Source organism: Psychrobacillus vulpis (genome assembly GCF_006861825.1).
GTDB classification, from domain to species: Bacteria; Bacillota; Bacilli; order Bacillales_A; family Planococcaceae; genus Psychrobacillus; species Psychrobacillus vulpis.
Genome location: NZ_VDGI01000012.1, coordinates 35,149 through 59,690 on the forward strand (window position 1 = coordinate 35,149; position 24,542 = coordinate 59,690).

The 24,542-nt window shown below is 35.8% G+C and carries 23 protein-coding genes, 1 pseudogene and 1 riboswitch; of the genes and pseudogenes, 20 read left to right on the forward strand and 4 right to left on the reverse strand.

What is annotated here, in order from left to right; translation table 11 throughout:
- Positions 1–177: 177 nt before the first annotated feature.
- Together FG384_RS11490 and FG384_RS11495 are read left to right on the forward strand one after the other, a co-directional pair.
- Positions 178–2,082 (forward strand): LTA synthase family protein, encoded by a 1,905-nt coding sequence (locus FG384_RS11490; protein ID WP_142642743.1) that lies wholly within the window; start codon positions 178–180, stop codon positions 2,080–2,082.
- Between the two features lie 159 nt (positions 2,083–2,241).
- A complete protein-coding gene (locus tag FG384_RS11495; RefSeq protein ID WP_142642744.1) occupies positions 2,242–3,351 on the forward strand; it encodes a YqgU-like beta propeller domain-containing protein in 1,110 nt (369 codons plus the stop codon).
- A 46-nt stretch (positions 3,352–3,397) separates the two neighbouring features.
- Here the strand turns inward: FG384_RS11495 and FG384_RS11500 are convergent, their stop codons facing one another.
- Positions 3,398–3,577 carry a DUF2759 domain-containing protein gene (locus FG384_RS11500; protein ID WP_142642745.1) on the reverse strand — a complete coding sequence of 60 codons (180 nt, stop codon included), beginning with the start codon at positions 3,575–3,577 and terminating at the stop codon, positions 3,398–3,400.
- Between the two features lie 154 nt (positions 3,578–3,731).
- Here FG384_RS11500 and FG384_RS11505 point away from each other — a divergent pair, with 154 nt between their 5' ends.
- A complete protein-coding gene (locus FG384_RS11505) occupies positions 3,732–4,376 on the forward strand; it encodes an MBL fold metallo-hydrolase (protein WP_142642868.1) in 645 nt (214 codons plus the stop codon).
- A gap of 141 nt (positions 4,377–4,517) precedes the next feature.
- Here FG384_RS11505 and FG384_RS11510 read toward each other — a convergent pair whose 3' ends face one another.
- The gene (locus FG384_RS11510) at positions 4,518–4,760 is read right to left on the reverse strand and encodes a DUF2626 family protein (RefSeq protein WP_142642746.1); all 243 of its coding nucleotides are present in this window, start codon (positions 4,758–4,760) and stop codon (positions 4,518–4,520) included.
- Positions 4,761–5,111: 351 nt separating this feature from the next.
- Between FG384_RS11510 and comGA the strand changes: the two genes are divergently transcribed.
- The 11 genes from comGA to gcvPB all read left to right on the forward strand — a co-directional run bounded on the left by comGA (position 5,112) and on the right by gcvPB (position 14,040).
- Positions 5,112–6,119 (forward strand): competence type IV pilus ATPase ComGA, encoded by a 1,008-nt coding sequence (comGA, locus tag FG384_RS11515; protein ID WP_142642747.1) that lies wholly within the window; start codon positions 5,112–5,114, stop codon positions 6,117–6,119.
- Entirely contained in the window at positions 6,100–7,164 is a 1,065-nt protein-coding gene (comGB, locus tag FG384_RS11520; protein ID WP_142642748.1) for a competence type IV pilus assembly protein ComGB, read from the forward strand. Before comGA ends, comGB begins: the two co-directional genes overlap by 20 nt.
- 13 nt (positions 7,165–7,177) lie before the next feature.
- Complete coding sequence (gene comGC / locus FG384_RS11525; RefSeq protein ID WP_142642749.1) at positions 7,178–7,501, forward strand: competence type IV pilus major pilin ComGC; 324 nt, start codon at positions 7,178–7,180, stop codon at positions 7,499–7,501.
- A 6-nt stretch (positions 7,502–7,507) separates the two neighbouring features.
- Positions 7,508–7,939 carry a competence type IV pilus minor pilin ComGD gene (gene comGD, locus FG384_RS11530; protein ID WP_166462435.1) on the forward strand — a complete coding sequence of 144 codons (432 nt, stop codon included), beginning with the start codon at positions 7,508–7,510 and terminating at the stop codon, positions 7,937–7,939.
- Positions 7,929–8,246: a type II secretion system protein gene (locus FG384_RS11535; protein WP_142642751.1), complete on the forward strand. Its 318-nt coding sequence runs from the start codon at positions 7,929–7,931 to the stop codon at positions 8,244–8,246. Before comGD ends, FG384_RS11535 begins: the two co-directional genes overlap by 11 nt.
- A complete protein-coding gene (gene comGF / locus FG384_RS11540) occupies positions 8,216–8,668 on the forward strand; it encodes a competence type IV pilus minor pilin ComGF (RefSeq protein WP_142642752.1) in 453 nt (150 codons plus the stop codon). Before FG384_RS11535 ends, comGF begins: the two co-directional genes overlap by 31 nt.
- Complete coding sequence (locus FG384_RS11545) at positions 8,646–8,846, forward strand: hypothetical protein (RefSeq protein WP_142642753.1); 201 nt, start codon at positions 8,646–8,648, stop codon at positions 8,844–8,846. Before comGF ends, FG384_RS11545 begins: the two co-directional genes overlap by 23 nt.
- Before the next feature lie 383 nt (positions 8,847–9,229).
- The gene (locus tag FG384_RS11550) at positions 9,230–9,742 is read left to right on the forward strand and encodes a shikimate kinase (RefSeq protein ID WP_142642754.1); all 513 of its coding nucleotides are present in this window, start codon (positions 9,230–9,232) and stop codon (positions 9,740–9,742) included.
- 117 nt (positions 9,743–9,859) lie between these two features.
- Positions 9,860–9,954, forward strand: a riboswitch (glycine riboswitch).
- Between the two features lie 158 nt (positions 9,955–10,112).
- On the forward strand, positions 10,113–11,216 hold the full coding sequence (gene gcvT, locus FG384_RS11555) for a glycine cleavage system aminomethyltransferase GcvT (protein ID WP_142642755.1): 1,104 nt from the start codon (positions 10,113–10,115) through the stop codon (positions 11,214–11,216).
- 24 nt (positions 11,217–11,240) lie between these two features.
- Positions 11,241–12,587, forward strand: coding sequence for an aminomethyl-transferring glycine dehydrogenase subunit GcvPA (gene gcvPA, locus FG384_RS11560; protein ID WP_142642869.1), 1,347 nt, complete (start codon positions 11,241–11,243; stop codon positions 12,585–12,587).
- A complete protein-coding gene (gene gcvPB, locus FG384_RS11565) occupies positions 12,580–14,040 on the forward strand; it encodes an aminomethyl-transferring glycine dehydrogenase subunit GcvPB (RefSeq protein WP_142642756.1) in 1,461 nt (486 codons plus the stop codon). Before gcvPA ends, gcvPB begins: the two co-directional genes overlap by 8 nt.
- A 209-nt stretch (positions 14,041–14,249) precedes the next feature.
- On the opposite strand, the gene FG384_RS11570 is transcribed toward gcvPB, so the two are convergent.
- Complete coding sequence (locus tag FG384_RS11570; RefSeq protein WP_142642757.1) at positions 14,250–15,521, reverse strand: ATP-binding protein; 1,272 nt, start codon at positions 15,519–15,521, stop codon at positions 14,250–14,252.
- Between the two features lie 556 nt (positions 15,522–16,077).
- On the opposite strand from FG384_RS11570, the pseudogene FG384_RS11575 reads away from it, so the two are divergent.
- A pseudogene (locus FG384_RS11575) lies at positions 16,078–16,350 on the forward strand (transposase); the annotation flags it as partial.
- Positions 16,351–17,253: 903 nt separating this feature from the next.
- Here the strand turns inward: FG384_RS11575 and FG384_RS11580 are convergent.
- Positions 17,254–17,619: a rhodanese-like domain-containing protein gene (locus FG384_RS11580; RefSeq protein ID WP_420849961.1), complete on the reverse strand. Its 366-nt coding sequence runs from the start codon at positions 17,617–17,619 to the stop codon at positions 17,254–17,256.
- A 119-nt stretch (positions 17,620–17,738) separates the two neighbouring features.
- Between FG384_RS11580 and FG384_RS11585 the strand changes: the two genes are divergently transcribed.
- The 5 genes from FG384_RS11585 (at position 17,739) to efp (ending at position 23,568) form a co-directional block, all read left to right on the forward strand.
- The gene (locus FG384_RS11585; protein WP_142642759.1) at positions 17,739–18,575 is read left to right on the forward strand and encodes a lipoate--protein ligase family protein; all 837 of its coding nucleotides are present in this window, start codon (positions 17,739–17,741) and stop codon (positions 18,573–18,575) included.
- Between the two features lie 156 nt (positions 18,576–18,731).
- The gene (locus FG384_RS11590) at positions 18,732–21,296 is read left to right on the forward strand and encodes a vitamin B12-dependent ribonucleotide reductase (protein ID WP_142642760.1); all 2,565 of its coding nucleotides are present in this window, start codon (positions 18,732–18,734) and stop codon (positions 21,294–21,296) included.
- Between the two features lie 133 nt (positions 21,297–21,429).
- Positions 21,430–21,858: a hypothetical protein gene (locus tag FG384_RS11595; protein WP_142642761.1), complete on the forward strand. Its 429-nt coding sequence runs from the start codon at positions 21,430–21,432 to the stop codon at positions 21,856–21,858.
- Between the two features lie 74 nt (positions 21,859–21,932).
- The gene (locus tag FG384_RS11600) at positions 21,933–22,994 is read left to right on the forward strand and encodes a M24 family metallopeptidase (RefSeq protein ID WP_142642762.1); all 1,062 of its coding nucleotides are present in this window, start codon (positions 21,933–21,935) and stop codon (positions 22,992–22,994) included.
- A gap of 16 nt (positions 22,995–23,010) precedes the next feature.
- Positions 23,011–23,568 carry an elongation factor P gene (efp, locus tag FG384_RS11605; protein WP_142642763.1) on the forward strand — a complete coding sequence of 186 codons (558 nt, stop codon included), beginning with the start codon at positions 23,011–23,013 and terminating at the stop codon, positions 23,566–23,568.
- Positions 23,569–24,542: the final 974 nt, after the last annotated feature.

The following is a 24,542-nucleotide window of genomic DNA, read 5'->3' on the forward strand; positions in this document are numbered from 1 at the left end:
AAAAATGAAACTTTCTTGGTTTACAATCGTCTAATAGGAGGTATGTAAATTTTAGGACATGAATAATTATATCAAATTTCCATTTCATTTATATTGATTTATTGTAAAGAAAGGATTAAGATATATTCTGTTACTTTTACTTATACAATTAAGAGTTAAAAAGGGGAGGATGTAGGCATGAAGAAAAAAAACTGGCCGACACATTCTATTCTTGTTATAGCTATTGTGGCAACTTGGATACAAACGTATATCGTTTATCACACTAGCTTTGATATGAAAATCGAGAATATGATGCAACAATTTATTTTATTTATAAATCCGCTCAGTTTTCTTTTGTTTATTTATGGACTATCACTATTTTTTAAGAGTCCAAAAACAAGAAATAGATATATTGTTGTCACTAGTATAATATTAGCAATTGTTTTGTATGCGAACGCAGTTTTTTATCGCTTTTTTACGGATTTTATTACAATCCCAGTATTGTTCCAAACAAGTAACTTTGGAGATTTAGGAACATCAGCGAAAGAATCTGTTTACTTAACAGACATTTTCTATTTTACAGATGTCGCTATTATTTTGATTGCAATTAAATGGTTGAAAATAGGCGAGAAAGTATCAGTGATTAAGCCTGCTATTAGAAGAGCTTATTTTGTTTTAGCAGCAGCAGTTTTGTTTTTAAATTTAGGGTTAGCTGAAATCGAACGTCCACAACTTCTAACAAGAAGTTTTGACCGTGAAATGTTAGTGAAAAATATTGGATCGTACAATTACCATCTATACGATTTATACATTCAATCGAAATCACATGCACAAAGAGCACTTGCAGATGGTAGTGAACTTGTAGAAGTAAATAACTACGTTCGATCCAATCAAGCAGAGCCAAATGCGGAAATGTTTGGGCTTGCGGATGGTCGCAACTTAATCGTTGTCTCAATGGAATCCTTACAAAATTTTGTAATTAACAATGATATGAATGGCCATGAAATTACGCCATTTTTAAACTCTTTAACGAAGGATAAAGATACGTTTTACTTTTCTAACTTCTATCATCAAACAGGGTTAGGTAAAACATCTGATTCGGAATTCCTTGTAGAGAACTCGTTATACCCATTAGGTGGGGGAGCTGTTTTCTTTACACATAGTGGGAATAAGTTTCATTCGATGGCTGAGAGCTTAAATGAAGAAGGATACTTTACAAATGTAATGCATCCAAATAGTAAAAGCTTTTGGAATCGAGATATGATGTATCAAGCACTATCAGTTCAAAAATTTTATGATGTTAATGATTATGTTGTAAACGAAGGAGATGCTGTTAACTGGGGTATGAAGGATATTCCTTTCTTTGAACAATCAGTTGACCATATGGCAGAAATGCCTCAACCATTTTACTCTCGTTTGATAACACTAACGAATCACTTCCCGTTCGATCTTGAGGAGGAAGATCAATTCATTCCTCCATATGATTCGAATTCTCGTACACTAAATAAATACTTCCAAACTGTACGTTATATGGATGAAGCTTTGAAATCGTTCTTTGACGATTTAAAAGCAAAAGGATTGTATGATAATTCGATTATCGTAATGTACGGAGATCATTACGGTATTTCAGAAAATCATAATGTCGCTATGTCTAAGTATTTAGGAAAAGAAATTACACCTTATGAGTCAGCAAAACTACAGCGTGTTCCATTCTTTGTTCATATTCCAAATAGTGGAGTAGGAAAAGAAATGACTGAAACTGCTGGTCAAATTGATATTAGACCAACTATTTTGCATTTGTTAGGTGTAGAAACTGCTAAAGATATGCAATTAGGTGCCGATGTATTCTCTGAGGACCATGAAGACTTTACTATTTTCCGTAACGGTGGATTCGTAACAGATAAATTTGTGTATGCGGGCAATGCTTGTTATGATAATTCAACAGGAACGGAAATTGACATTGAAAATTGTCAACCTTATATTGAACGAGCGACTCAAGAACTCGGCTATTCTGATCAGATAATTAATGGGGATTTACTGCGTTTCTATGATTCGAAAACGGGAAATCTATTAATAGATGAGGCGGAAAAAGAGAAGCCGTAATTTAGAGCACAGACATATATATTGTCTGTGCTTTTCGTTTGCGGACATGCCTCCATTTTGTGTTTGAATATCTTAATTTATCCCAAAATGCATATTTATATAATGAAACAAAAATGAGGCTTCATGCGTCTAATACAATAATGTGAAGGGGGGAGTCGATTGAAGAAAATTGGAATACTTATCATTTGCATGTTACTACTTCAAGCTTGTCAAGATAGTAAAGTTCAAGTAGAGGTAAAACAACCTAAACGTAATATGGAAGAAACATCATTACCTAGTGTTTCACCAACAATTCCTCCGAAAGCATTTCCATCCATATCATTCGCTCCCTCTGCATTTCAGTGCGTTGTTGGTTGGTTGTCAAATGATGAGGTCGTTTTCATCCTTTCGGATAAAGGGAAATGGACTGTACAAACTTATTCGGTATCCCGTGAATCTTGGAAATTGATATATACATCACCGATTCCAATTGTTCAAGCTATCATCCATCCAAATAAAGAACTAATCTTATTACATACATCTAGTAATTCTTCATCAGCAGAAGTTCAAGTATTACATAAGAATGGTTATTTAGTGCATAGTTTATCTTTTGAATCAGCAGAATTATACATGGATTGGCATCCGACAAATCCTGATTTAATAGTATTTACGACTTTCTATGAAGATTGGTCATACAATACGTTTGTTTATGATGGTTCTACTCAGGTTTTGGAATCGATTGAAGTCGAAAATCCGTTTGTGAAATGGTATGATGAACAGCACTTAATGGTATTTACAGGGTCTGAAAGTAGCTTAGATGGAAGTGAACTAATGCTATACTCTTTAAATGACAAGTCGTTGAAGAGTACAGGTATTAATCATTTATTAGACGTTCAAAATTTAGGAGAAAGTATGCTTTATATTCATATAAACGAGCAGGAAAATGTTTATGAGTATCGTTTAGTTTCGATTGAATCAGGTGATTCTTTCGAATGGACATCTCCAACTATAAGTAATTATTCAGAATGGGTTATACCAACTATTTCTGTCATAGAACCCAATAAAATTATAGCGATTAAATCAGTTGAGAGTGGTAACGTGGATGAAAATGATAAAAGAGGTATAATCTCGAGTATTTCCCTAGAAGGTGAGAAAGAGCTTGGAGAAATCACCTCACAGCCTATTGCATGTGCACCAAATGGAGAGATATGTCTTGGTGGATATGAAAAGGAAAATTGGATACAGTTAAAACCTCTCAAAGAAAAGCTATGGATTCATCTGAATGAATAGAAAAAAGCTGTTGTACAAGTTGTACAACAGCTTTTTCTATTACATTTTAGTGTAAGCTTGGTGGATAGCCTTGGTTCAATATAGTCATGACTGTAAAGAAGCCAAAAACAGCAAATGTACCAAAGTTAAATAGAACTCCTAGCACATTCTTTTCTTTGAAAGCTTGGAAAGTGCCAATTACAGCTAAAATCGTAACAAGCCCAAAAATAACCATTAATAAGTTCATGAAAGACACTCCTTTCGACATCAGAAAATGAATGTCGCAATTGCATATTCCTCTTCTATTGTAATTGTATTCGTTACTTTTGTCGAGTGAAAAAAGTGGCGAATAATTGAACAAACGGTACTATATCGTTTAGAATAAGCATGAGGTGATTATTATTTTAAATATACGAACTTATCCATTAGGTTACATTCAAACAAACTGTTATGTCGTGTCAAATGCTTCTAAACAATGTTTAATTTTTGATCCGGGTGGTGAAGGTGATAAATTAATACATGAGCTTAATCGTTTGAATTTGAAGCCAATTGCAATTCTATTAACACATGCACATTTTGACCATATTGGTGCGGTAGATCATGTTAGAGATGTGTACAATATACCAGTTTACATACATTCTGCTGAAAAGAAGTGGTTGATGGATCCAACAAAAAATGGTTCTGGAAAATATGCAGAAATTCCATCCATTTCTTGCAAAGAGGCGGATATTATTTTATCGAATGAATCTGAATTAGTAGTTGGAGACTTCTCCTTACAAGTTTTCCACACACCAGGCCATTCCCCAGGTAGTATAACGTATTATTTTAGTGAAGATGCTTTTGCTATCGTAGGTGATACACTTTTTCAAAATAGTATCGGAAGAACTGATTTATTAGGCGGTAACAATGGGGAATTGTTGAAGTCTATCCATACAAAACTATTAACTTTACCTGGGGCGACGGTTTTGTATCCTGGACATGGTCCTGCAACAACTCCAGAGGATGAGATGGAAACGAATCCATTTTTAAATGGATTTAGTTTGTAGAGAAAGTAAGATTTTGAAAGTGTCACTTCAGATTGTCTTGGAGACCATTGCTAGGAGTGGCAACATAAGTTAGCGACATCCAAGTCTGAATTTATCCATGAAAAAAGCAGCTCATATAATGAGCTGCTTTTTTGGAACAACTTAATGTCCAGCACCTGGTACGTGAATGAATGTTGTATAGTATGTAAAACCTGCGAAGAAGAACATTAAGTAAGCCCCGAAGATGTACATATACATACGCTCAGAAAGGTTCAAGAACCCTAAAAGAAGGAATAATCCCGTATTTGCTAAAAATAGTAGAGATGCTTCTGTCATACCACCTAAATAAAAGAAAACTGCGAAAATCCCTGTCCAGAAAGCCATCACTTTATACATATTGCCCATTTGTAGTCCCTCCTTTTGCAACGACACAAATATTCTCATACTCATTATAAATGAAAGTGTTCATGCATGTAAACCGAATATTAATTTTCTTCATACATTCCGACTAACATTGTCACAAATATGTGTAATTTACTTTCTATTATAGAACTTCTATTTGATATAAGCAATTCTTACAATGATATTACTTGAATTCCATCTGTAGACTTTGTTGTATTTAGTCGCTTAATAACAATTCTCTAATAATTGTTAGAAAATTTAATAAAATGTCTTTCATTATAATCTATTTCCAAGTATACTATTTCTAAACAAGTTGTTAGCGGTCGCAACTTGTACTGGGGAAAGGAAAGATGCATGCAACAAATAGAAAATATTGTTGAACAAAAATGTTTTCAATTACTTAAAAAAGCACATACATTTGGTGCTTCTGATTTGCACATGATACCAAACGATGAGAACTATTTTTACTACTTTAAAAAAAATTCTCAAATGTTTGAGGCAGGGAAGCTTCCCCTAAACATGGGCGAACGTATTATTTCATTCTTCAAGTTTTTATCCTCTCTTGATATCAGCGAAAAAAGAAAGCCACAAAGTGGTTCATTCCAACACATATTCAACTCTCAGAAATTTTCATTTCGTGTATCCACGTTACCATCTATATTTGGTAGCGAATCATTAGTGATTCGTCTACAACAACATGACAATGCAAAAATATTGCACTCCTTATCGTTATTTCGTGATGCATCAGAGAAAATTGTAGAACTTGCAAATAATCGACAAGGTTTAATCCTTTTTGTCGGCCCTACAGGTTCTGGTAAGTCGACAACAATGTATTCGCTCACTAAATATTGCTCTGAAATTCTTAATAGACATGTTATTTCGCTAGAGGATCCTGTAGAGAATAGTCAATCTCATTTATTGCAAATTCAAGTGAATGAGCGTTCTGGAGTGACGTATTCTTCAGGATTAAAGGCAATTTTAAGACATTCACCCGACGTTATCATGATAGGGGAAATCAGAGACAAAGATACCGCTAAAGCAGCAATACAAGCAGCATTAACCGGTCATCTTGTAGTTACTACGATTCATGCCAAAGATGCTATTGGTTCTATGTATCGGCTGATGGACCTTGGTGTATCTGTAGACGAGCTAAAACAAACTATTATTGGAATTGTGGCACAAAGACTAATTTCTGTCTCGAGTAATGATCTTTCGGCAATTTTTGAGATTATCTCAGATGAATTTTTAACGGAAGCTCTGAACTCCATTAGGACAGGTAATATATTTCACATTCCACATTCTTTGACACTTTCTTACCAAATAGAGAGAGGGGTAAGAGAAGGTGTTATTAAAAAAAATTAATCATTATTTGGCTCGAAAGGAAGAAACGATTCCATTAAATATTCAATCCTCATTTTTAAAAAGACTAAGTGACTTGTTAAAGGAAGGTTATACATTTCATACGGCAGTTTCTATGTTAATTCCTTTTCACGTTAAGAAATCCGACTTTGTCATTCAAAAAATTACCGAAATTCACAAAAACGGGTTAAATGTTACCGAAGTATTTAAACTTCTTGGATTTTCTAAACGACTACTACTTCCAATTAATCTTGCGACCATTCATGGGCGACTTCAAGAAACTATTTCAGTTCTAGGAGACCAAGCAGCAATTTTCGAAGGTGCTAGAAAAAGATTAAACAATTTATTGATGTATCCAATGTTTTTATTTGTCGTTATTTTATTATTGTTTTCGATTTTCCAAATTTATTTTTTGCCAAACATGGAGGGATTACTAGGGGCGAGAAATACATTGGACAACGACACCTCCCTAGTCTGGTCGAACATATTACTCCATTTACCAAATTACTTTTTTCTAGTTATGTTGTTTGTTATCGTCACAATTCTTACCGTGATTATTTTTATGAATAAAAGAAGCGTGCAAGTGCAGCTATTATTCTACGGGAGAATACCTATTATAAACAATTGGTATCGATTGTTTTTAACAAGAGACTTTTCTAGAGAAATGGGTGGCCTTATCGAGAGTGGTATGTCTTTGCAACAAGCATTTGATGCTCTCATCTCTCAAGAAGAACATCAAGCACTACGATATATATCGGAGCAGATGAAAGAAAAAATTGTCCATGGAGAATCATTTTCCAATTCTACATTGCTACTAAATCATTTTACGGATGATTTTCATCTGTTTGTCGTACATGGAGAAAATAGTGGTTACTTAGGAAGAGAGCTTTCATTGTATGGAGAATTTTTGACAGATAGAATAGAAGCAAAATTATTAAAGTATTTAAGTGTTGTACAGCCTACACTTTTTTTAGTTTTGGCTATTTTTATTATTGGAGCTTACTTAGCAATATTACTTCCAATCTATGAAATGATAAATATTGTTTAAGAGGAGAAGAAGCATGAAAAATATATTAGAAAAAAACGAAGGATTCACCCTGGTGGAAATGATGATCGTTTTACTCATCATTTCAGTCTTAATTTTAATTTCGATTCCAAATGTGACGAAGCATTCAGCTAATATTGACAAAAAAGGGTGCGAGGCTTTTGTCAAAATGATAGAAGGACAAGTAGAAGCTTATAAAATAGAGTTTAAAAAAATTCCTACTCTAAAAGAGTTGAGTGATGAGGGTTATCTTAAAGGGGAAGATGGGTGCCCGAATGGTAATGCTGTAAATATAGATACGGCAGATGGAAGTGTAACTGTAGTAGAGAAAACAGGATAAATGGAAATGAAACTGAGTCAAAATGGATTTACATTTATTGAAATGTTGCTTGTATTATCCATTGTAATGGTTATAACATCTTCCGTAGTTTTTGTTACTACTTCCAAGCTAGAAGAAATAGAAGAAAGAAGATTTTTTAAACAGTTTCATTTAGATGTACAACAACTTCAATCTATAGCAATTGGAGAAGAGAAATACACGTATCTGAACTTTTTTGATAATGGATCAAAATATGTGGCTAAATCAGCTAATGTGAAATTATTTGAGTATGAATTGCCAGCTGGAGTCCGCTTATCTAAAAATAGTAATTTAAAGGAAATTGCTTTTCATCCAAATGGATCTATTAAAGAGTTCGGAACGTTATTATTTGAAACAACTAACGGTTCTAAAAAAGTGACATTTTATATTGGAAGAGGAAGAGTTAATTATGAAAAATAGCTATGGATTTTCGTGGCCAGAATCGATTGTTTCGTTAACTGTTATTTTTCTAATCGCAACAACTTTACTTCCTCTATTAAGTAATATGACAATTCAACTGGAAGAGAAAAAGAGAAAATATCATTCATCCATTGTCATACATGAAGCTATAAAAATGTATTTAATAGATAATACACAGCGTGGAACGATGCAAATTGAAAAACTGGAATATTCATTTGCAATTGATTCAGAACAGATTTGTGTACATTATGAAGGAATGCGAGAGGAGAAAAGTAATTGCTTAACAATTTCGTATGTAAGCGATTGAGTGAGCGAGGATATACTTTATTAGAAGGAATTATTCAGCTTTCAGTGTTAATGTTATTTACACAAGTTTTTGCTATAACGATTGGATGGTTACATAGAATGGAAGAAAATGTGACGAATCCTACAGACATTGAATGGGCATTATTTGTTCACGATGTTGAAACTTATTTAAATAATGTAGAGGTATTAACCTTGCAAAGTGATATGGGAATACGTTTTCTAAAGGATGGAGAGGAATTTGATATTGAATTTTATCAAGACTTAATTAGAAAACAGAAAAATAGAATGGGACATGAGCAGATGTTGTTACATGTGAAATCTCTCTTAACGAATTTCGATGGTCAATCGTTGAAATTCTCAGTAGAGTTTATGAATGGGATAAAAAAGGAGCATACATTTTATGTTGCATTTCATTCAGAATGATAGAGGGGTAATATTACCAGCAGCAATATTATTACTGTTTCTAGTCTGTTTTTCTTTATTTGCAATAACGGCTGCATTTCAATCCAAATATCGAACGTATGATTCACTGGAGATTAGTAATATTAATGCTACAATCCAAAAGATAGAAAAATCAATAAAGAGAAATATTGATATTTAAAGGTTTTTAGACAGTTAAATCGTTTATATGATGAACGATTACTCACATTTCATTTAATTTCTTTTTGAATCAGTTAAACATCATAGCTTGAATTAAAGAAGGAATTAGTAAAAGACCGCTCGAAAGATGAGTGGTTTTTTTGTTTCTTCTATTAAAGAGTAAGAATCGTGATTTTTAATAATTCTTGTAATAGTCATTACGGCTCTCTATAATAAGGATAACTTAAATGAATAATTGGTTTTTATAAATGAAATAAAAACATTGCTTTAGTACAAAGATAAATGAAAAAAAGAAGAAAAACTCGAAAGTGCTTGTACTATCAAAAGCTTAGAATGATTTATAGCGCGAGAAAATAATCCTTGTATGTAGTGAGTTGGTGAACAATGTATAAAGTATATTTGGTTGGGTTTATGGGTAGTGGTAAAAGTGCAATAGGAAGACGATTGAGCTATTTATTAAAGATGCCCTATTATGATATGGATAAAGAAATAGTAAAAATGGAAAAAAGATCAATTCCAGAAATATTTGAACAAGAAGGGGAAGTGTACTTTCGAAAAATAGAAACTGAGTTTCTCCAGAATTTTCGTAATGAATCATGTATTATCTCTACTGGCGGTGGTGTTGCTATGAATGAGAAAAATATTCAAATTATGCGGAAAACGGGTTTAGTTTTATATTTAGATGCAACATTTAATGACATTTGGATGCGAATAAAAAGTGATAAGAATAGACCAATCGTACAAACTAGTACAAGAGAGGAATTAGAACAATTATATAATAGAAGAAGAAAATTCTATAAGAAAGCAGCGCACATTATAATACTTACAGAAAATCGGTCGTTAAGACAAATTACAGAATATGCTGGATATCAAGTGAATCGCCTCAAAGGCGAATGATTCTAATTTGTTTAATTTAATCGTTCGTGTTTAAAGTAATTTTTGAAAAAGGATTGCGTCTTTTATTGTTCAATGTTAGGATATAGACAAAGCGAGTGATTAATACAGATATCGCGGATGAATATACGGGGAGAGAACGCATTCGATGCGTCGCCGAAGGAGCAAGTAATGAAAATTATGAATCTCTCAGGCAAAAGAACTCGTATAGGACGCAACTCTGGAGAGTGCTTTCGTTTAATATCACGCAAAGCCACCAAAGGGGAAAGCCATTTTTGGTAAACTTTCAGGTGCCAGGACAGAGAACCCACTTTAATGTAAAGGGGTTTTTCTGTCCTTTTTTGTGTGTGAAATAGTTAAGGAGGAGATTTTTTTGTCAGAGCAGTTGAAGCGAACACCTCTATTTGATGTTTATGCAGCTTACGGAGGTAAAACAATCGATTTTGGTGGCTGGGAATTACCTGTACAATTTTCTAGTATTAAAGAAGAGCACGAAGCTGTAAGAACGAAAGCAGGATTGTTTGATGTTTCTCATATGGGAGAAATTTTCGTTACAGGTTCAGCAAGTGAAGCGTTTTTACAAAAAACGATGACAAATGATGTTTCCAAATTAGTAAATGGACAAGCGCAGTATACTGCAATGTGTTATGAAGATGGCGGTATCGTAGATGATTTATTAGTTTATAAAGTGGAAGATAACCATTATTTATTAGTAGTAAATGCAGGGAATATTGACAAAGATTTTGCTTGGTTGCAAGAAAATGCTACAGGCGATGTTGAGTTAGTAAACAAATCCGATGAATTTGGATTACTTGCATTACAAGGACCAGTTGCGCAAAGCATTTTACAAAAGCTTACTTCTAAAAATCTAGACGAAATCGGATTCTTCCGTTTCGCAGATAATGTCGAAGTGGCTGGGAAATCGGTTCTTGTATCTCGTACTGGTTATACTGGTGAAGACGGATTTGAAATTTATGCATCAAGTAATGATGTTAAAGAATTATGGAGTAGCATTTTAGATGCTGGTAAAGAAGATGGACTGCTTCCATGTGGATTAGGAGCTCGTGATACTTTACGATTTGAAGCATGCTTACCGCTATATGGCCAAGAGTTATCAAAAGATATTACTCCATTAGAAGCTGGTGTAGGTTTTGTCGTTAAATTGAAAAAGGAACAAGAATTTAACGGGAAATCAGTATTAGTTGATCAAAAAGAAAATGGCGTTCCGAGAAAAAGTGTTGGAATTGAAATGATCGATAAAGGAATTCCAAGAACAGGGTATCCTGTTTATGTTGGGGAAGAGCAAATAGGTTTTGTTACTACTGGAACTCAATCACCAACATTAAAGAAAAATATTGGTCTTGTTCTTATCGATTCAGCATTTGCTGAAGCAGGTAAAGAGTTAGAAGTAGAAATTAGAAATAAACGATTAAAAGCTAAAATTGTAGCAACTCCATTTTATAAAAGAGAAAAATAAGACTAAGAAAGAGGTTGTCCATTGATGAAGCATCGTTATTTACCAATGACTGAACAAGATCAAAAGGAAATGTTAGATGTAATCGGCATTTCTTCCATTGACGAATTATTTTCAGACATTCCGGAAAAAGTACGTTTTAAAGGTGAGTACAATATTAAACCAGCTAAAGCCGAGTCTGCGTTATTAAAAGAATTGGCTCAAATTGCTGAGAAAAATGCGGATAGCAAAAAACATGCTTCTTTCTTAGGAGCTGGGGTTTACGATCACTTTAAACCAATTATTGTGGATCATGTGATTTCTCGTTCTGAGTTTTATACTGCTTATACTCCTTACCAACCAGAAATTTCACAGGGAGAGTTACAAGCAATATTTGAATTCCAAACAATGATTTGTGAATTAACTGGAATGGAACTTGCAAACTCATCCATGTATGATGGCGGTACTGCATTAGCGGAAGCTGGAAACTTAGCTGCAGGACATACTCGCAGAAAAAAATTAGTCGTTTCGGAAGCAGTTCATCCTGAGTATATTGATGTTGTTAAAATGTATGCTAAAGGACAAAATGTAGCAGTTGTAACTGTTCCAACTAAAGATGGTGTGACAGATTTAGCAAAATTGGAAGAACTAGTAGATGAGGAAACTGCTGCTGTTCTAGTACAATATCCTAACTTCTTTGGGCAAATTGAGGATTTAGCAAAAGTAGAGCAAATTACTCATGACAAAAAAGCATTATTCGTTGTTTCTGCAAATCCACTTGCACTTGGAGCATTAACACCTCCAGGTAAATTTGGAGCAGATATTACAGTTGGAGACGCACAACCATTTGGTATTGCAGAAGCATTTGGCGGTCCTCACTGTGGTTTCTTCGCAGTATCTTCTAAATTAATGCGTAAAGTACCAGGTCGTCTTGTTGGTGAAACAACGGATGAAGAAGGTCGTCGTGGTTTTGTATTAACACTACAAGCACGTGAACAACATATTCGTCGTGACAAAGCTACATCTAACATTTGTTCAAACCAAGCGTTAAATGCTCTTGCAGCTTCTGTAGCAATGACAGCCCTTGGTAAAAAAGGTGTAAAAGAAATGGCTATTCAAAACATCACAAAAACTCATTATGCAAAACAAGCTTTTGAAAAAGCTGGATTTGTAGTTCCTTTCCAAGGAGCACATTTCAATGAAATCGTTGTTAAAGTAAACGGTTCCGTTACAGAAGCAAACAAAGCATTGCTTGAAAAAGGAATTATCGGTGGATTTGATCTAGGTCGTGTAAATTCAGATTTAAAAAATCACGTATTAATTGCTGTTACAGAACAACGTACAAAAGAAGAAATAGATGCACTCGTGCAAGAAATGGGGGCTCTTTATGCATAAGGATAATCAACCACTAATTTTTGAAATTACGAAAGAAGGTCGTGTAGGGTATAACCTACCTGAACTGGATGTGCCAGAAGTTGATGTAGCTTCACTATTACCACAAGGTGTTCTTCGCGAAGAAGAAGCAGATTTACCTGAAGTATCTGAGCTTGATATTATGCGTCACTATACAGCATTATCTAACCGTAACCACGGTGTAGATACAGGATTCTACCCACTTGGATCTTGTACAATGAAATACAACCCAAAAATCAATGAATCTGTTGCGCGTTTCCCAGGGTTCGCAAATATTCATCCGTTACAAGATGAATCTTCTGTTCAAGGTGCAATGGAGTTAATGTACGATCTTCAAGAACATTTAATCGAAATCACTGGTATGGACGAAGTGACACTTCAACCAGCTGCTGGTGCACACGGTGAATGGACAGCACTAATGATGATTCGTGCATTCCATGAAGCTAACGGGGATACTCACCGTACAAAAGTAATTGTTCCTGACTCGGCTCACGGTACAAATCCTGCATCAGCTACTGTCGCAGGATTCGAAACTATTACTGTAAAATCTGATGAAAATGGTTTAGTAGATTTAGAAGACTTACGTCGTGTTGCTGGTCCTGATACAGCGGCTCTAATGCTTACTAACCCTAATACATTAGGTTTATTCGAAGAAAGCATTTTAGAATTAGCTGAAATCATCCACGGTGTTGGTGGTAAACTTTATTATGATGGAGCTAACTTAAACGCTGTAATGTCTAAAGCACGTCCTGGAGACATGGGCTTTGACTGTGTTCACTTGAACTTGCACAAAACATTTACAGGTCCTCACGGCGGTGGTGGTCCAGGTTCTGGTCCTGTTGGAGTTAAAGCCGACCTAATTCCGTTCTTACCAAGTCCAGTACTTGTAAAGGAAGATGACAAATATACATTCGACTACAATCGTCCACAAACGATTGGTCGTGTAAAACCATTCTACGGAAACTTCGGAATCAATGTTCGTGCATACACGTACATTCGTTCAATGGGTCCAGATGGTCTAAAAGCTGTAACTGAGTATGCAGTATTAAATGCAAATTACATGATGAGACGTTTAGAAGAGTACTTCGATCTTCCATACAACCGTCATTGTAAGCATGAATTTGTATTAAGTGGCCGTCGTCAAAAGAAACTTGGCGTACGTACACTAGATATGGCTAAACGTCTGCTAGACTTTGGTTACCATCCACCAACAATCTACTTCCCATTAAATGTAGAAGAAGGTATGATGATTGAGCCAACAGAAACAGAATCAAAAGAAACATTGGATGCATTCTGTGACGCTATGATTCAAATTGCAAAAGAAGTAGAAGAAAATCCAGAAATCGTTCAAAACGCACCACATACAACGGTTATTAATCGTTTAGATGAGACAAAAGCTGCTCGTCAGCCAGTACTACGTTATAAAAAAGCATAAATTAAAAAGTGCGATCCTAAATTAGGATCGCACTTTTTTGTAGTTAAGATACATTATTCTAAACAGTAACGTGGTGTCCGTTATAAATGCAGGGGAGCGATGGACAAACAACCGTCACAAGTTTACCAAAAGAGAAGCGAGGGAAGTGACCTTGTCACTTCCCTCGCTTCTCTAATCACGGTAATGAAATAGCCGGTTACCTACTCCAATTATCCAAATCCAATCGAATTATCATCTGTTTCCCATTCATTTTTGATGGAACGTTTATTTTGTTTGATTAGTTCTTCAATACGACTTTCATACGCAAGTTTTCCATCATAATGCCAGTTCAATGCCACAGACATATATAATTCATTTAGTTGCGACATGGAGAGCCCTTTTGAACGTCTTGCCATATCTGCGAATTGCTCATCAGTGAATATATGTTTGATATCTAATTTTCGTAAGTATTGTTCTCTCAATTTTTCTGGAGGGGAAGGTATCTCATATGCACGGTCAAATCGGCCGGCACGATTAATCAGCGCAGGGTCGATTTTCTGAGGGTAATTTGTTGTGCCTATTATAAATAATCCTTCTCTTGATTGAACGCCGTCTAATGTATTTAAAAAGACGGATCTCGTGTATTCAGGCATCGAGTCGATATCTTCTATCACGAGAATAGCTGGGGCAAGTCTAGTAACGATCCCAAATACCTCTTGAATAGAATGACTCCCTGTAAACTCGGTAATTTGCCAATATACTACAGGTGCTTTCGTTGAGCCTGTAATAGATTTTACTAACGTAGTTTTTCCATTACCTGGAGATCCATAGAGTAGGATACCCCTTTTATAAGGAAGTCCATAGTCTTTGAAAAAATGACCGTCCTCTTTAAAAAATTCATCTATAGAACGGAAAATATCTTGCTTGATGTTATTTGTCAATAAAACATCTTCTCGATTAACGACAGCTTGTTCACCGTAATTTCTTCGTTGAACCCCATTTTCTGTATCAACTAAATAAGTAATGGATTGCATTAAAAGCTGTCTTAGCTTTTCGTTAATTTCATCTAAAAAGAGAAGTGCTTTTTCAACCGATACAGAAAAGAAATGATATTCTGGCCAGCTGTGGCTTGCAGAGAAGTTAAACGCTAATGTTAAGGCAACATCATAGTCTGGGAAATAAATTAGCTTATTTTCAAATGTTTCCACAATTTCTAACTTGTTTTCCGTGGACATCTTGGATTTACTCATTATCTTGCCAACTGGCTTCGTTTCAAAAATATAAGCAAGCGACTCATATGGCAATAAATTTTTCTCCATCATTTCCAATAAGTTTGGATCAAGTTGAACAATCGTTTCCCCGATATCAATATGTTTCCAATCACCAGGTTTTCTATCTTTTAGTGCATGAATAATTCGCTTAGAAACTAAAGCAAAGTCCTCATAATTCGGAAGTGAGTTTCTAAAATCTTCTTTATGAGAAAATAATACTTGATCGTCCATTAAATACCTCCATATAATCTTTATTCTCTAATATAAGTATAACAAAAAAGGTTCTTCTAAATATAGAAGAACCTTTCAGACTGTAGACAAACTCAAAAAAATGGGTTGTTAACAGTTTTTTTCATTTAAAATGGTACTAAAAATACCGTTGATTTCCACTACGGTGGACGCTTTCCGCGGGCGGCCCGTGAGCCTCCTCGTCGCAAGCTGAGGGTACTGAAAAAGTCCTCCAAGAGATTTCATAGAGAGTATGGTGAATGACGAGTTGTCCACATACTCTCTTTTTATTGGGAAATCGTTGATTTCCGTTCCAGGCGGACGCTTTCCGCCGGCATGGCTTCAGCCGCTTCCCTTGCTCCTGCGCAAGCTCGTCGCAAAAATTAATTTCGCTACACTCATCCAGGGTCTTCAGCTCATGCTATTCCGGCTGGAGTCGCCGCCTTCCCCTCCAATCAACTAGCATCCACCTATTCTTCTAAAAACCTCATTCGTTAATAATAGAGAGACTAAATGGTGGTGTGCAAAATGATTTCTAACCAAGAATTTAAGCCCATTCATGGCGATTTATGATTTGATCGTTCCTAAAGATAATATACTTCGTCAAATAAACGAATTGGTAGAATTCTCCTTCGTTTTAGAGGAGTTGAAAACAAAATATTGTTTAGATAATGGTCGGAATGCCGTTCCCCCAATTTGGATGTTTAAGTACTTACTATTAAAGGAAATTTTTGATGTATCCGATGTGGATCTAGTAGAACGGTCCAAATACGACATGTCGTTCAAGTATTTCTTAGATCTGGCACCAGAAGATCCCGTGATCGACCCAAGTAGGTATTTTCATCGCCATTAGCTTAGAGAGGACATGGAAAAAGAGTCAATTTAATTAGAAAAATTTCTAGAAAATCATTGAAAAAGTCGACACTCCAGCGGGAATAGCGTTAGTCGAAGATCCCACAGCAAAGCGAGGAGGTCACTGAAAAACTCAAAATTATTATTTTTATAGGAACTATTTGCTGTATATCATTCAAAGAATTTAGCCCGACGCATGAGACTCCTGCGGGAAAGCGAGACAGACGAGACCCCGCACGAAGCGAAGCGTAGGAGGAGGCTCGTCGCTAGCCCGCGGAAAGCGAATGCCAAAGCGCTAAATTCTCTTAGGACTATTTGATAGATAATTTATATGAATGACACTTTTTCAGTGCCCTCGCAGCGAGGAGGCTGAGGCAACGCCCGTGGAAAGGGAGCCATTTCAATGATTTTCAAATCTATGGGGTTATTGTACAGCTCCATCTGGCAAAGCTGATTGTAGGTATTTTCATCGCCATTAGCTTAGCGAGGACATGGAAAAAGAGTCAATTTATTTAGATAAATTTCTAGAAAATCATTGAAAAAGGCGACACTCCAGCGGGAATAGCGTTAGTTAAAGACCCCGCAGCGCAGCGAGGAGGCTGAGGCAACGCCCGTGGAAAGGGAGCCATTTCAATGATTTTCTAATCTACGGAGTTATTATACAACTCTCTTCGGCAGTAACATTAGCCATAAAAAACACCCCGTAAATGTTAGTTTGATGTCTAACATTTACGGGGCAGTACCACTCGTTAAATTCGAGCTTGTCTACAGGCTGAACGGTTCATCTAAATATAGAAAAACTTTTTAACTAAAAACAGAGATAGTTTCAAAAGCACTTCCACAGAATCCGACAATGTTTACGGTACTATGGAAGATAATTTCATTACTTAGATTTTATCTTGCCAGTCCAACCACGAAAACCACCTTGGAGCTGGTTTAATTGAGTATATCCTTTTTTCTTTAAAAACATGGCTGCACGAGCACTTCTTGCACCACTTTGACAATATAGATAAACGGGTTTATCCGGACGAATTTCTTTAAATCTTTGTCTAAGTTGTGATGAAGGAATATTTCTTGCTCCGAGAATATGTCCTGCTTCAAACTCTTTAGGTTCTCTTACATCGATTAATTGAGCTTTACGGTAACCCTCAATGAACTTCTCTTGTGTAAGATTTGTAACAGCCTTCTTTAAACGGAATGCTTGAATTCCAGCATATACTAGTAATGCAACAATTATTCCAATTAAAATGTATAAAGTAGTAGACACGGTCTTTCCCCTTTCTATGTTTCCATCTTTATTATAAAAGAATTGCTAGATACAATTCAATCTATTTGATAAAATGAATAACATTGTTAGGGGGAGATACGATGGAAAAGACAAAATGGTACTTCGTAAATTCTGGGCCATGTAGTCCATCTTATAATATGGCGCTCGATGAAGCGTTGTTAGATTGGCATAGTGAGGGACTTATTCCACCAGTTGTTAGGTTTTATGAATGGAATCCAGCAACACTTTCCATTGGCTACTTTCAATCGGTGGAAAAAGAAATTGATATGGAAGCAGTGAAACGTTTAGGGTTAGGTTTTGTACGCAGACCTACTGGAGGAAGAGGAGTACTCCATGAACATGAATTAACTTATAGTGTCATTGTGACTGAAAGTTATCCGGACATGCCTGCAACCGTGACGGAAGCTTATCGTGTAATTAGTGAAGGTTTGTTACTAGGATTTCAAAATCTAGGACTAGAAGCCTACTTTGCTGTTCCAGATACAGAAGAAAAAAGGCAGGATCTAAAGAAACCGAAGTCAGGTGTTTGTTTTGATTCACCAAGTTGGTACGAACTTGTTGTAGAGGGGAAGAAAGTAGCAGGAAGCGCACAAACTAGACAAAAAGGTGTTATTTTACAACATGGAGCAATCTTATTAGATCTAGATGAGGATAAGCTAATTGAGACGTTTAAATTTTCATCAGATGGGTTACGTGATAGAGTGAAAGCAAGCTTATCAAAGAAAGCTGTTGCTATCAACAAAATAAGTCAAAATCCTGTATCAATCGACGACTGCAAAAAAGCGTTTAAACTAGGATTTGAAGATGCTTTACATATAGAATTAGTAGAATATACGCTAACAAAGGAACAAGAGACGTACGTAAAAGAGCTTGAAACGAAACGTTACGCAAATGATGAATGGAATTTTAAAAAATAATTTATTTTTTTTAGTCATTTAGTCCATTGACTACTGTGACACATGGGTTTAGATTAAATTCACTCATTTGCAAAGTAACACAACATGTAGTAAGGTTAAAATTAATCATACACCATATGTGGTGTGTTTTATTTTTGGATAAAGGGAGGCAATATGATGGTATTAGCATCTCAGAATAATAATGCAACCATTAACATTGAACAGTTAAACGAAGATATTGAACTATTTCCACAAGTACACCCAATTACAGCAGATATGAAATTGACGCACAAAGGTGTTTCCCGCTTGGTCATGATTGACCGTTACTCTTTTAAAGATACAGCGAAAAAAACACTAAAAGTGGGGGATTTTGTCGTCCTTACTGTAAAAGCAGATCCAAAGTTTCCAGCAAGAGGGCTAGGGTATATCGTGTCGATTGATCAATCGACAAAAACTGCAGAAGTAATGATTGAAGAAGATTATCGAAGTGCGATTGATGACGGCAACGAAATGGAAACAGGAATTGTGAAACGTTCATTAAATGTTATAGAGAAACCTCTTGAAGTATTTTATGAACAAATTGCAAAACGAAATGCTACAGGTCTTGCATCTGTCGAAAAAACGGAGGAAAAGCGTGCAGAATGGTTTGAAAAGTTTTATCAACAATTAGTTTCATTGAAGTTCATCCCTGCTGGACGGGTTCTATACGGAGCAGGAACAGGAACAGATGTTACTTATTTCAACTGTTACGTAATGCCATTCGTTGCAGATTCTCGTGAAGGAATCAGTGATCATCGTAAGCAAGTAATGGAAATTATGAGCCGTGGTGGTGGAGTTGGAACAAACGGATCCACACTTCGACCACGAAACACTTTAGCGCGTGGAGTAAACGGAAAATCTTCCGGTTCTGTTTCTTGGTTAGATGATATAGCTAAATTGACGCATCTTGTCGAACAAGGTGGTTCACGTCGTGGAGCGCAAATGATTATGTTAGCCGACTGGCATCCTGATATTGCAGAATTCATTATTTCGAAGATGCAAAATCCACGTATATTACGTTTCTTAATTGAAAATACAAAAGATGAAACGATTAAACAATTAGCGAAGGACAAGCTAAAATTCAAACCGTTAACAGTGCAAGAAGAAGCTATGTACCAAGGAATTGTAAATTATAAGACAATCCCAGGTCTAGGTGGCTTTAGCAATGAAATTATTCGTGAAGCAGAAGCCAAACTTCGTGACGGTGGTAATTACTCCGTTCACAATTCAGAATTTTTAACTGGCGCGAATATTTCTGTCACTCTGACGGATGATTTTATGAAGGCGGTAGAAGAAGATACTGACTTTGAACTTCGTTTTCCAGCTATAGAATCTTACACTCCTGAGCAAATGGCTTACTATAACGAACATTGGCATAAAATTGGTGATGTTCGCGAATGGGAAAAAATGGGCTTTGAAGTAAGGACATATCGCACAGTAGAAGCGAAAGAGCTTTGGAATTTGATTAATATTTGTGCAACTTATTCCGCTGAGCCAGGCATTTTCTTTATTGATAATGCAAACGAAAAAACAAATGCTACTGCATATGGACAAAAAGTTGTTGCTACCAATCCTTGTGGTGAACAGCCACTTGCACCATATTCCGTTTGTAACTTAGCTGCTGTTAATTTAGCTCAATTTGCAAATAAAGATACAAAGACAGTTAATTTTGAAGCGTTGAAAGAAACTGTAAGTGTTGGTGTACGTATGCAGGATAATGTTATCGACGCAACTCCATATTTCTTAGAGGAAAATAAAGTACAAGCATTAGGTGAAAGACGTGTAGGACTAGGAGTTATGGGACTAGCGGATTTACTAATTTATTGTGAAAAAGAGTATGGTTCTGAAGACGGCAATGTATTAGTAGATGAGGTATTTAAAACTATTGCTATAGCTGCATACGAAACTTCTGCTGAACTTGCGAAAGAACGAGGAAGTTTCCCGTTCTTAACTGCAGAAACAGAAGAAGAAACAAATCGTCTACGTAAGGCATTTACAGAAACAGGGTTTATGCAATCAATGCCTGAAGAAATTAGAAACTCTATTTTAGAAAATGGTATTCGCAACTCTCATTTACTAACAGTTGCACCTACTGGTTCTACTGGTACTATGGTAGGCGTTTCTACTGGGCTTGAACCATATTATTCATTCACTTATTACAGAAGTGGACGTCTAGGGAAGTTCATTGAAGTAAAAGCGGATATTGTACAAGAATACTTACAAGCAAATGAAAACGCTGAAGAAAATCATTTGCCAGAGTGGTTTGTAACTGCAATGGAGCTTGCACCGGAAGCACATGCGGATGTTCAATGTATTATTCAACGTTGGATTGATAGCTCTATTTCTAAAACAGTAAATGCTCCTCGTGGCTATACGGTTGAACAAGTAGAGGCAGTATATGAGCGTCTATATCGCGGTGGCGCTAAAGGCGGTACAGTATACGTAGATGGTAGTCGTGATTCTCAAGTATTGACATTGAAAGCGGAAGAAAATACGCTTGATGATCAATCACATGAAGAAAAAGTATTTGAAAAACGACCAATTGTTTTAATTGATACAATCCAAGACTTGCGTTCAACAAATGTAACGATTGGATCAGAAGTTGGAAACACTTGCCCAGTTTGTCGTAAAGGTACGGTAGAAGAGATGGGCGGATGTAACACATGTACAAACTGTAATGCGCAACTAAAATGCGGTTTGTAAAATAACCTTATAAAAAACGCACACGCTGAATGATTCATTCGGCAGTGTGCGTTTTTGTATTTCAGAAATTTTCCATGTTTTTGTTTAGTAATCATGAAGAAGTACCAAACTAATGCAAAAAAGGAGAATGAAGATGAAAGAGAAGGGATTATCAATTAGTACTAGTTTTGTTGCAGCGTTAGTTTGTATTATCTTATTGAAAATAATTGACTTGTTTCATTTTATCAAGTGGAGCCCAATAGGGTATACAGAACAACTACAAACTTTTGATACAAGTCATACATTTGTGAAGTGGGCAATACTGTTTATTGTTATATGGTGTATTTGTATTGTATTTTACTATATTAGTTTAGTTTTTATAAAAGTACCTATTTCCATTAGTAGTTTAGCTCTCGGAATTATTATAGCTACAGCTTTAGAATGGGTAATTTTAGACGAAAATACGTTTGAAAAAACGATAAAGCATATGTCCATTCCATTCATGTGTATTATAGTTATTTTAGTAAGATTTATGATGGAGTCAGCAATATTCCATGCACAGGATCATCCTCTAAATAAATGAAAATTTACCCACATCATTTCCTATGATAAAATATATAATAGATTTTATTAAGTGAAAAGGGATGGGGTATATTCATGAAACTTGAAAAATTACGCAAAGCTTTAGAAGAACATAGTGTAGACGCGATATTGATTACGAACGAATATAGCAGACGTTATATGACTGGCTTTACTGGTACTGCTGGTGTTGCAATCGTTTCAAAAAATGATGCAGTATTTATTACAGATTTTCGTTATACTGAACAAGCCGCAAGCCAAATTAAAGACTATCGAATTGTAAAACATACACAAACATTAGTAGAAGAAGTTGCAAATCAAGTAGCTGAAATGGGTATTAACTCACTTGGTTTTGAAAAAGATGCTGTAACTTATAGCAGCTATGAGTTATATAAACAAGCTATTAAAGCAGATTTAGTTCCTCTTTCTGGTTTAGTGGAAAAAATCCGCTTGATTAAGACGGAGGAAGAGATTAGTATTATAAAGGCAGCTTGTCAAATTGCGGATAAAGCGTTTGATCATATCGTTACATACATAAAACCAGGTATGACGGAGTTAGATGTATCTAATGAGTTAGAATTTTTCATGAGAAAACAAGGAGCAACTTCCTCATCTTTTGATATCATTGTTGCTTCTGGTGTAAGATCAGCATTACCACATGGCGTGGCATCTGATAAGGTAATCGAAGATGGTGATTTTGTTACATTAGACTTCGGTGCTTACTATAATGGCTATATTTCAGATATTACTCGTACAGTTGCTGTAGGTGAGCCAAGTGATAAATTGAAAGAAATTTATCAAGTAGTATTAGATTCACAATTGCTTGCATTAGAAAAAGTTAAGCCAGGAATGACAGGGAAAGAAGCGGATGCAATTGCTCGCGATTATATTGCTTCTAAAGGATACGGCGAAGCATTTGGGCATTCTTTAGGTCATGGTATAGGCTTAGAGGTGCATGAAGGTCCAGGATTATCTTTCCGATCTGATATTACACTAGAACCAGGTATGATTATTACGATTGAACCAGGAATTTACTTGCCAAATATTGGTGGAGTTCGTATAGAAGATGACGCAATTGTAACTGAAAATGGTCTTGAGAAACTTACGCATTCCACAAAAGAATTACTAATCTTAACTTAATTTTGGAGGAAAAATAATGATTTCTGTAAATGATTTTAAAACTGGTTTAACTATACTAGTAGATGGAGTTCTGTATCGCGTACTTGATTTTCAACACGTAAAACCAGGTAAAGGTGCAGCATTTGTACGTTCAAAATTACGTAACTTACGTAACGGTTCTGTGAATGAAAAAACATTCCGTGCTGGTGAAAAAGTAGAAAAAGCTCAAATTGATAATCGAAAAATGCAATATTTATATGCTAACGGAGATCAATATGTATTCATGGATACAGATTCTTACGAGCAAATTGAATTGAGCGAAACTCAAATTGAGTACGAATTAAAATTCTTAAAAGAGAACATGGAAATACACGTGATTCAATTTCAAGGAGATACACTTGGTGTAGAATTACCAAAATCAGTTGAATTAGAAGTTACTGAAACGGAACCAGGTATTAAAGGCGATACATCAGGAGGCGGCTCTAAAACAGCAACCGTTGAAACTGGTCTAGTAGTAACTGTTCCATTATTCATAAATGTTGGTGACAAACTTATTATTAATACGGATGAAGGCTCATACGTTTCAAGAGCTTAATATTTTTTAGGAGTCACGCATTTGCGTGGCTCTTTTTTTATAAGATAAGAAAGTATATAGGTACTAGAACCCTGTGTTTATAGTACTTTTACTAGGGTCAGTAAAGACTTGCAAGGGCGCCAAAAGAGTGACATTCCAATAAATTATTTATCAAATGGCCGCTAAGAGAATTTAGCGCTTTGGCATTCGCTTTCCGCGAGAGAGCGACGAGCCTCCTCCTTCGCTTCGCACAAGGGCACTTAAAAAGTCGCTATAATTCTACTTTGCCAGAAGGTTTGTCCAATAGTCCAATTAATAAGGAAATCGTTGAAACGGCTCCCTTTCCGGAGGCCACTGAAAAACCAAAATTCAGAAAATAAAGTCACCACTTGAGAAGTATATTTGTATCAAAATTGGCATGACGTCCCCATAAACACCCTAAAAAGTGAAGGAATTATGGGATTTCGTTTTTATTTTTTGAAAAAAAGTGACTTTTTCAGTGGCCTCCCTTTCCGCGGGCGTTGCCTCAGCCTCCTTGCTTCGCTGTGGGGTCTTCGACTAACGCTATTCCCGCAGGAGTGTCGCCTTTTTCAACGATTTTCAAGAAATATTTCAAGCGGGCGTCGGACAAACGACAGCCAAAGGATTACCGAAAAAGAGGGATGAGAAGTGGCTTGCCACTTCTCGTCCCTCTTAAATAAAGCATATCCGGTAATAAGATGGCCGACTTGCTGTTCAAAGCGCGCTAGAAACGAGGAAGACAAGATGCACTTAAAGGGCGCTCTGCGCTTTTCTTATGAAAGTATAAACTTTTCTATATACTCCTAAGCAAGCTAATCGTAAATGCACTTGCCTGACTGTTGTTTACTTTTTTTTCAGCGTTTTCGGATTGCTTTGGAGAGGATGACTACTACGCCATTACGCCTAGATGATCTTGAATTCATAATGTGTAAAAGAGTACGGAAGATGCCAACGGTGTTTGTTGTGCATCTTTT

Coding starts and splice junctions, on each gene's coding strand:
- FG384_RS11595 (WP_142642761.1), top strand. CDS start 21,430: ATGAAAGAGAAGGGATTATCAATTAGTACTAGTTTTGTTGCAGCGTTA.
- FG384_RS11600 (WP_142642762.1), top strand. CDS start 21,933: ATGAAACTTGAAAAATTACGCAAAGCTTTAGAAGAACATAGTGTAGAC.
- comGD (WP_166462435.1), top strand. CDS start 7,508: ATGAAACTGAGTCAAAATGGATTTACATTTATTGAAATGTTGCTTGTA.
- FG384_RS11570 (WP_142642757.1), bottom strand. CDS start 15,521: ATGGACGATCAAGTATTATTTTCTCATAAAGAAGATTTTAGAAACTCA.
- gcvPB (WP_142642756.1), top strand. CDS start 12,580: ATGCATAAGGATAATCAACCACTAATTTTTGAAATTACGAAAGAAGGT.
- comGA (WP_142642747.1), top strand. CDS start 5,112: ATGCAACAAATAGAAAATATTGTTGAACAAAAATGTTTTCAATTACTT.
- FG384_RS11535 (WP_142642751.1), top strand. CDS start 7,929: ATGAAAAATAGCTATGGATTTTCGTGGCCAGAATCGATTGTTTCGTTA.
- gcvPA (WP_142642869.1), top strand. CDS start 11,241: ATGAAGCATCGTTATTTACCAATGACTGAACAAGATCAAAAGGAAATG.
- efp (WP_142642763.1), top strand. CDS start 23,011: ATGATTTCTGTAAATGATTTTAAAACTGGTTTAACTATACTAGTAGAT.
- FG384_RS11510 (WP_142642746.1), bottom strand. CDS start 4,760: ATGGGCAATATGTATAAAGTGATGGCTTTCTGGACAGGGATTTTCGCA.
- FG384_RS11550 (WP_142642754.1), top strand. CDS start 9,230: ATGTATAAAGTATATTTGGTTGGGTTTATGGGTAGTGGTAAAAGTGCA.
- FG384_RS11585 (WP_142642759.1), top strand. CDS start 17,739: ATGGAAAAGACAAAATGGTACTTCGTAAATTCTGGGCCATGTAGTCCA.
- FG384_RS11500 (WP_142642745.1), bottom strand. CDS start 3,577: ATGAACTTATTAATGGTTATTTTTGGGCTTGTTACGATTTTAGCTGTA.
- comGC (WP_142642749.1), top strand. CDS start 7,178: ATGAAAAATATATTAGAAAAAAACGAAGGATTCACCCTGGTGGAAATG.
- FG384_RS11590 (WP_142642760.1), top strand. CDS start 18,732: ATGGTATTAGCATCTCAGAATAATAATGCAACCATTAACATTGAACAG.
- FG384_RS11490 (WP_142642743.1), top strand. CDS start 178: ATGAAGAAAAAAAACTGGCCGACACATTCTATTCTTGTTATAGCTATT.
- FG384_RS11545 (WP_142642753.1), top strand. CDS start 8,646: ATGTTGCATTTCATTCAGAATGATAGAGGGGTAATATTACCAGCAGCA.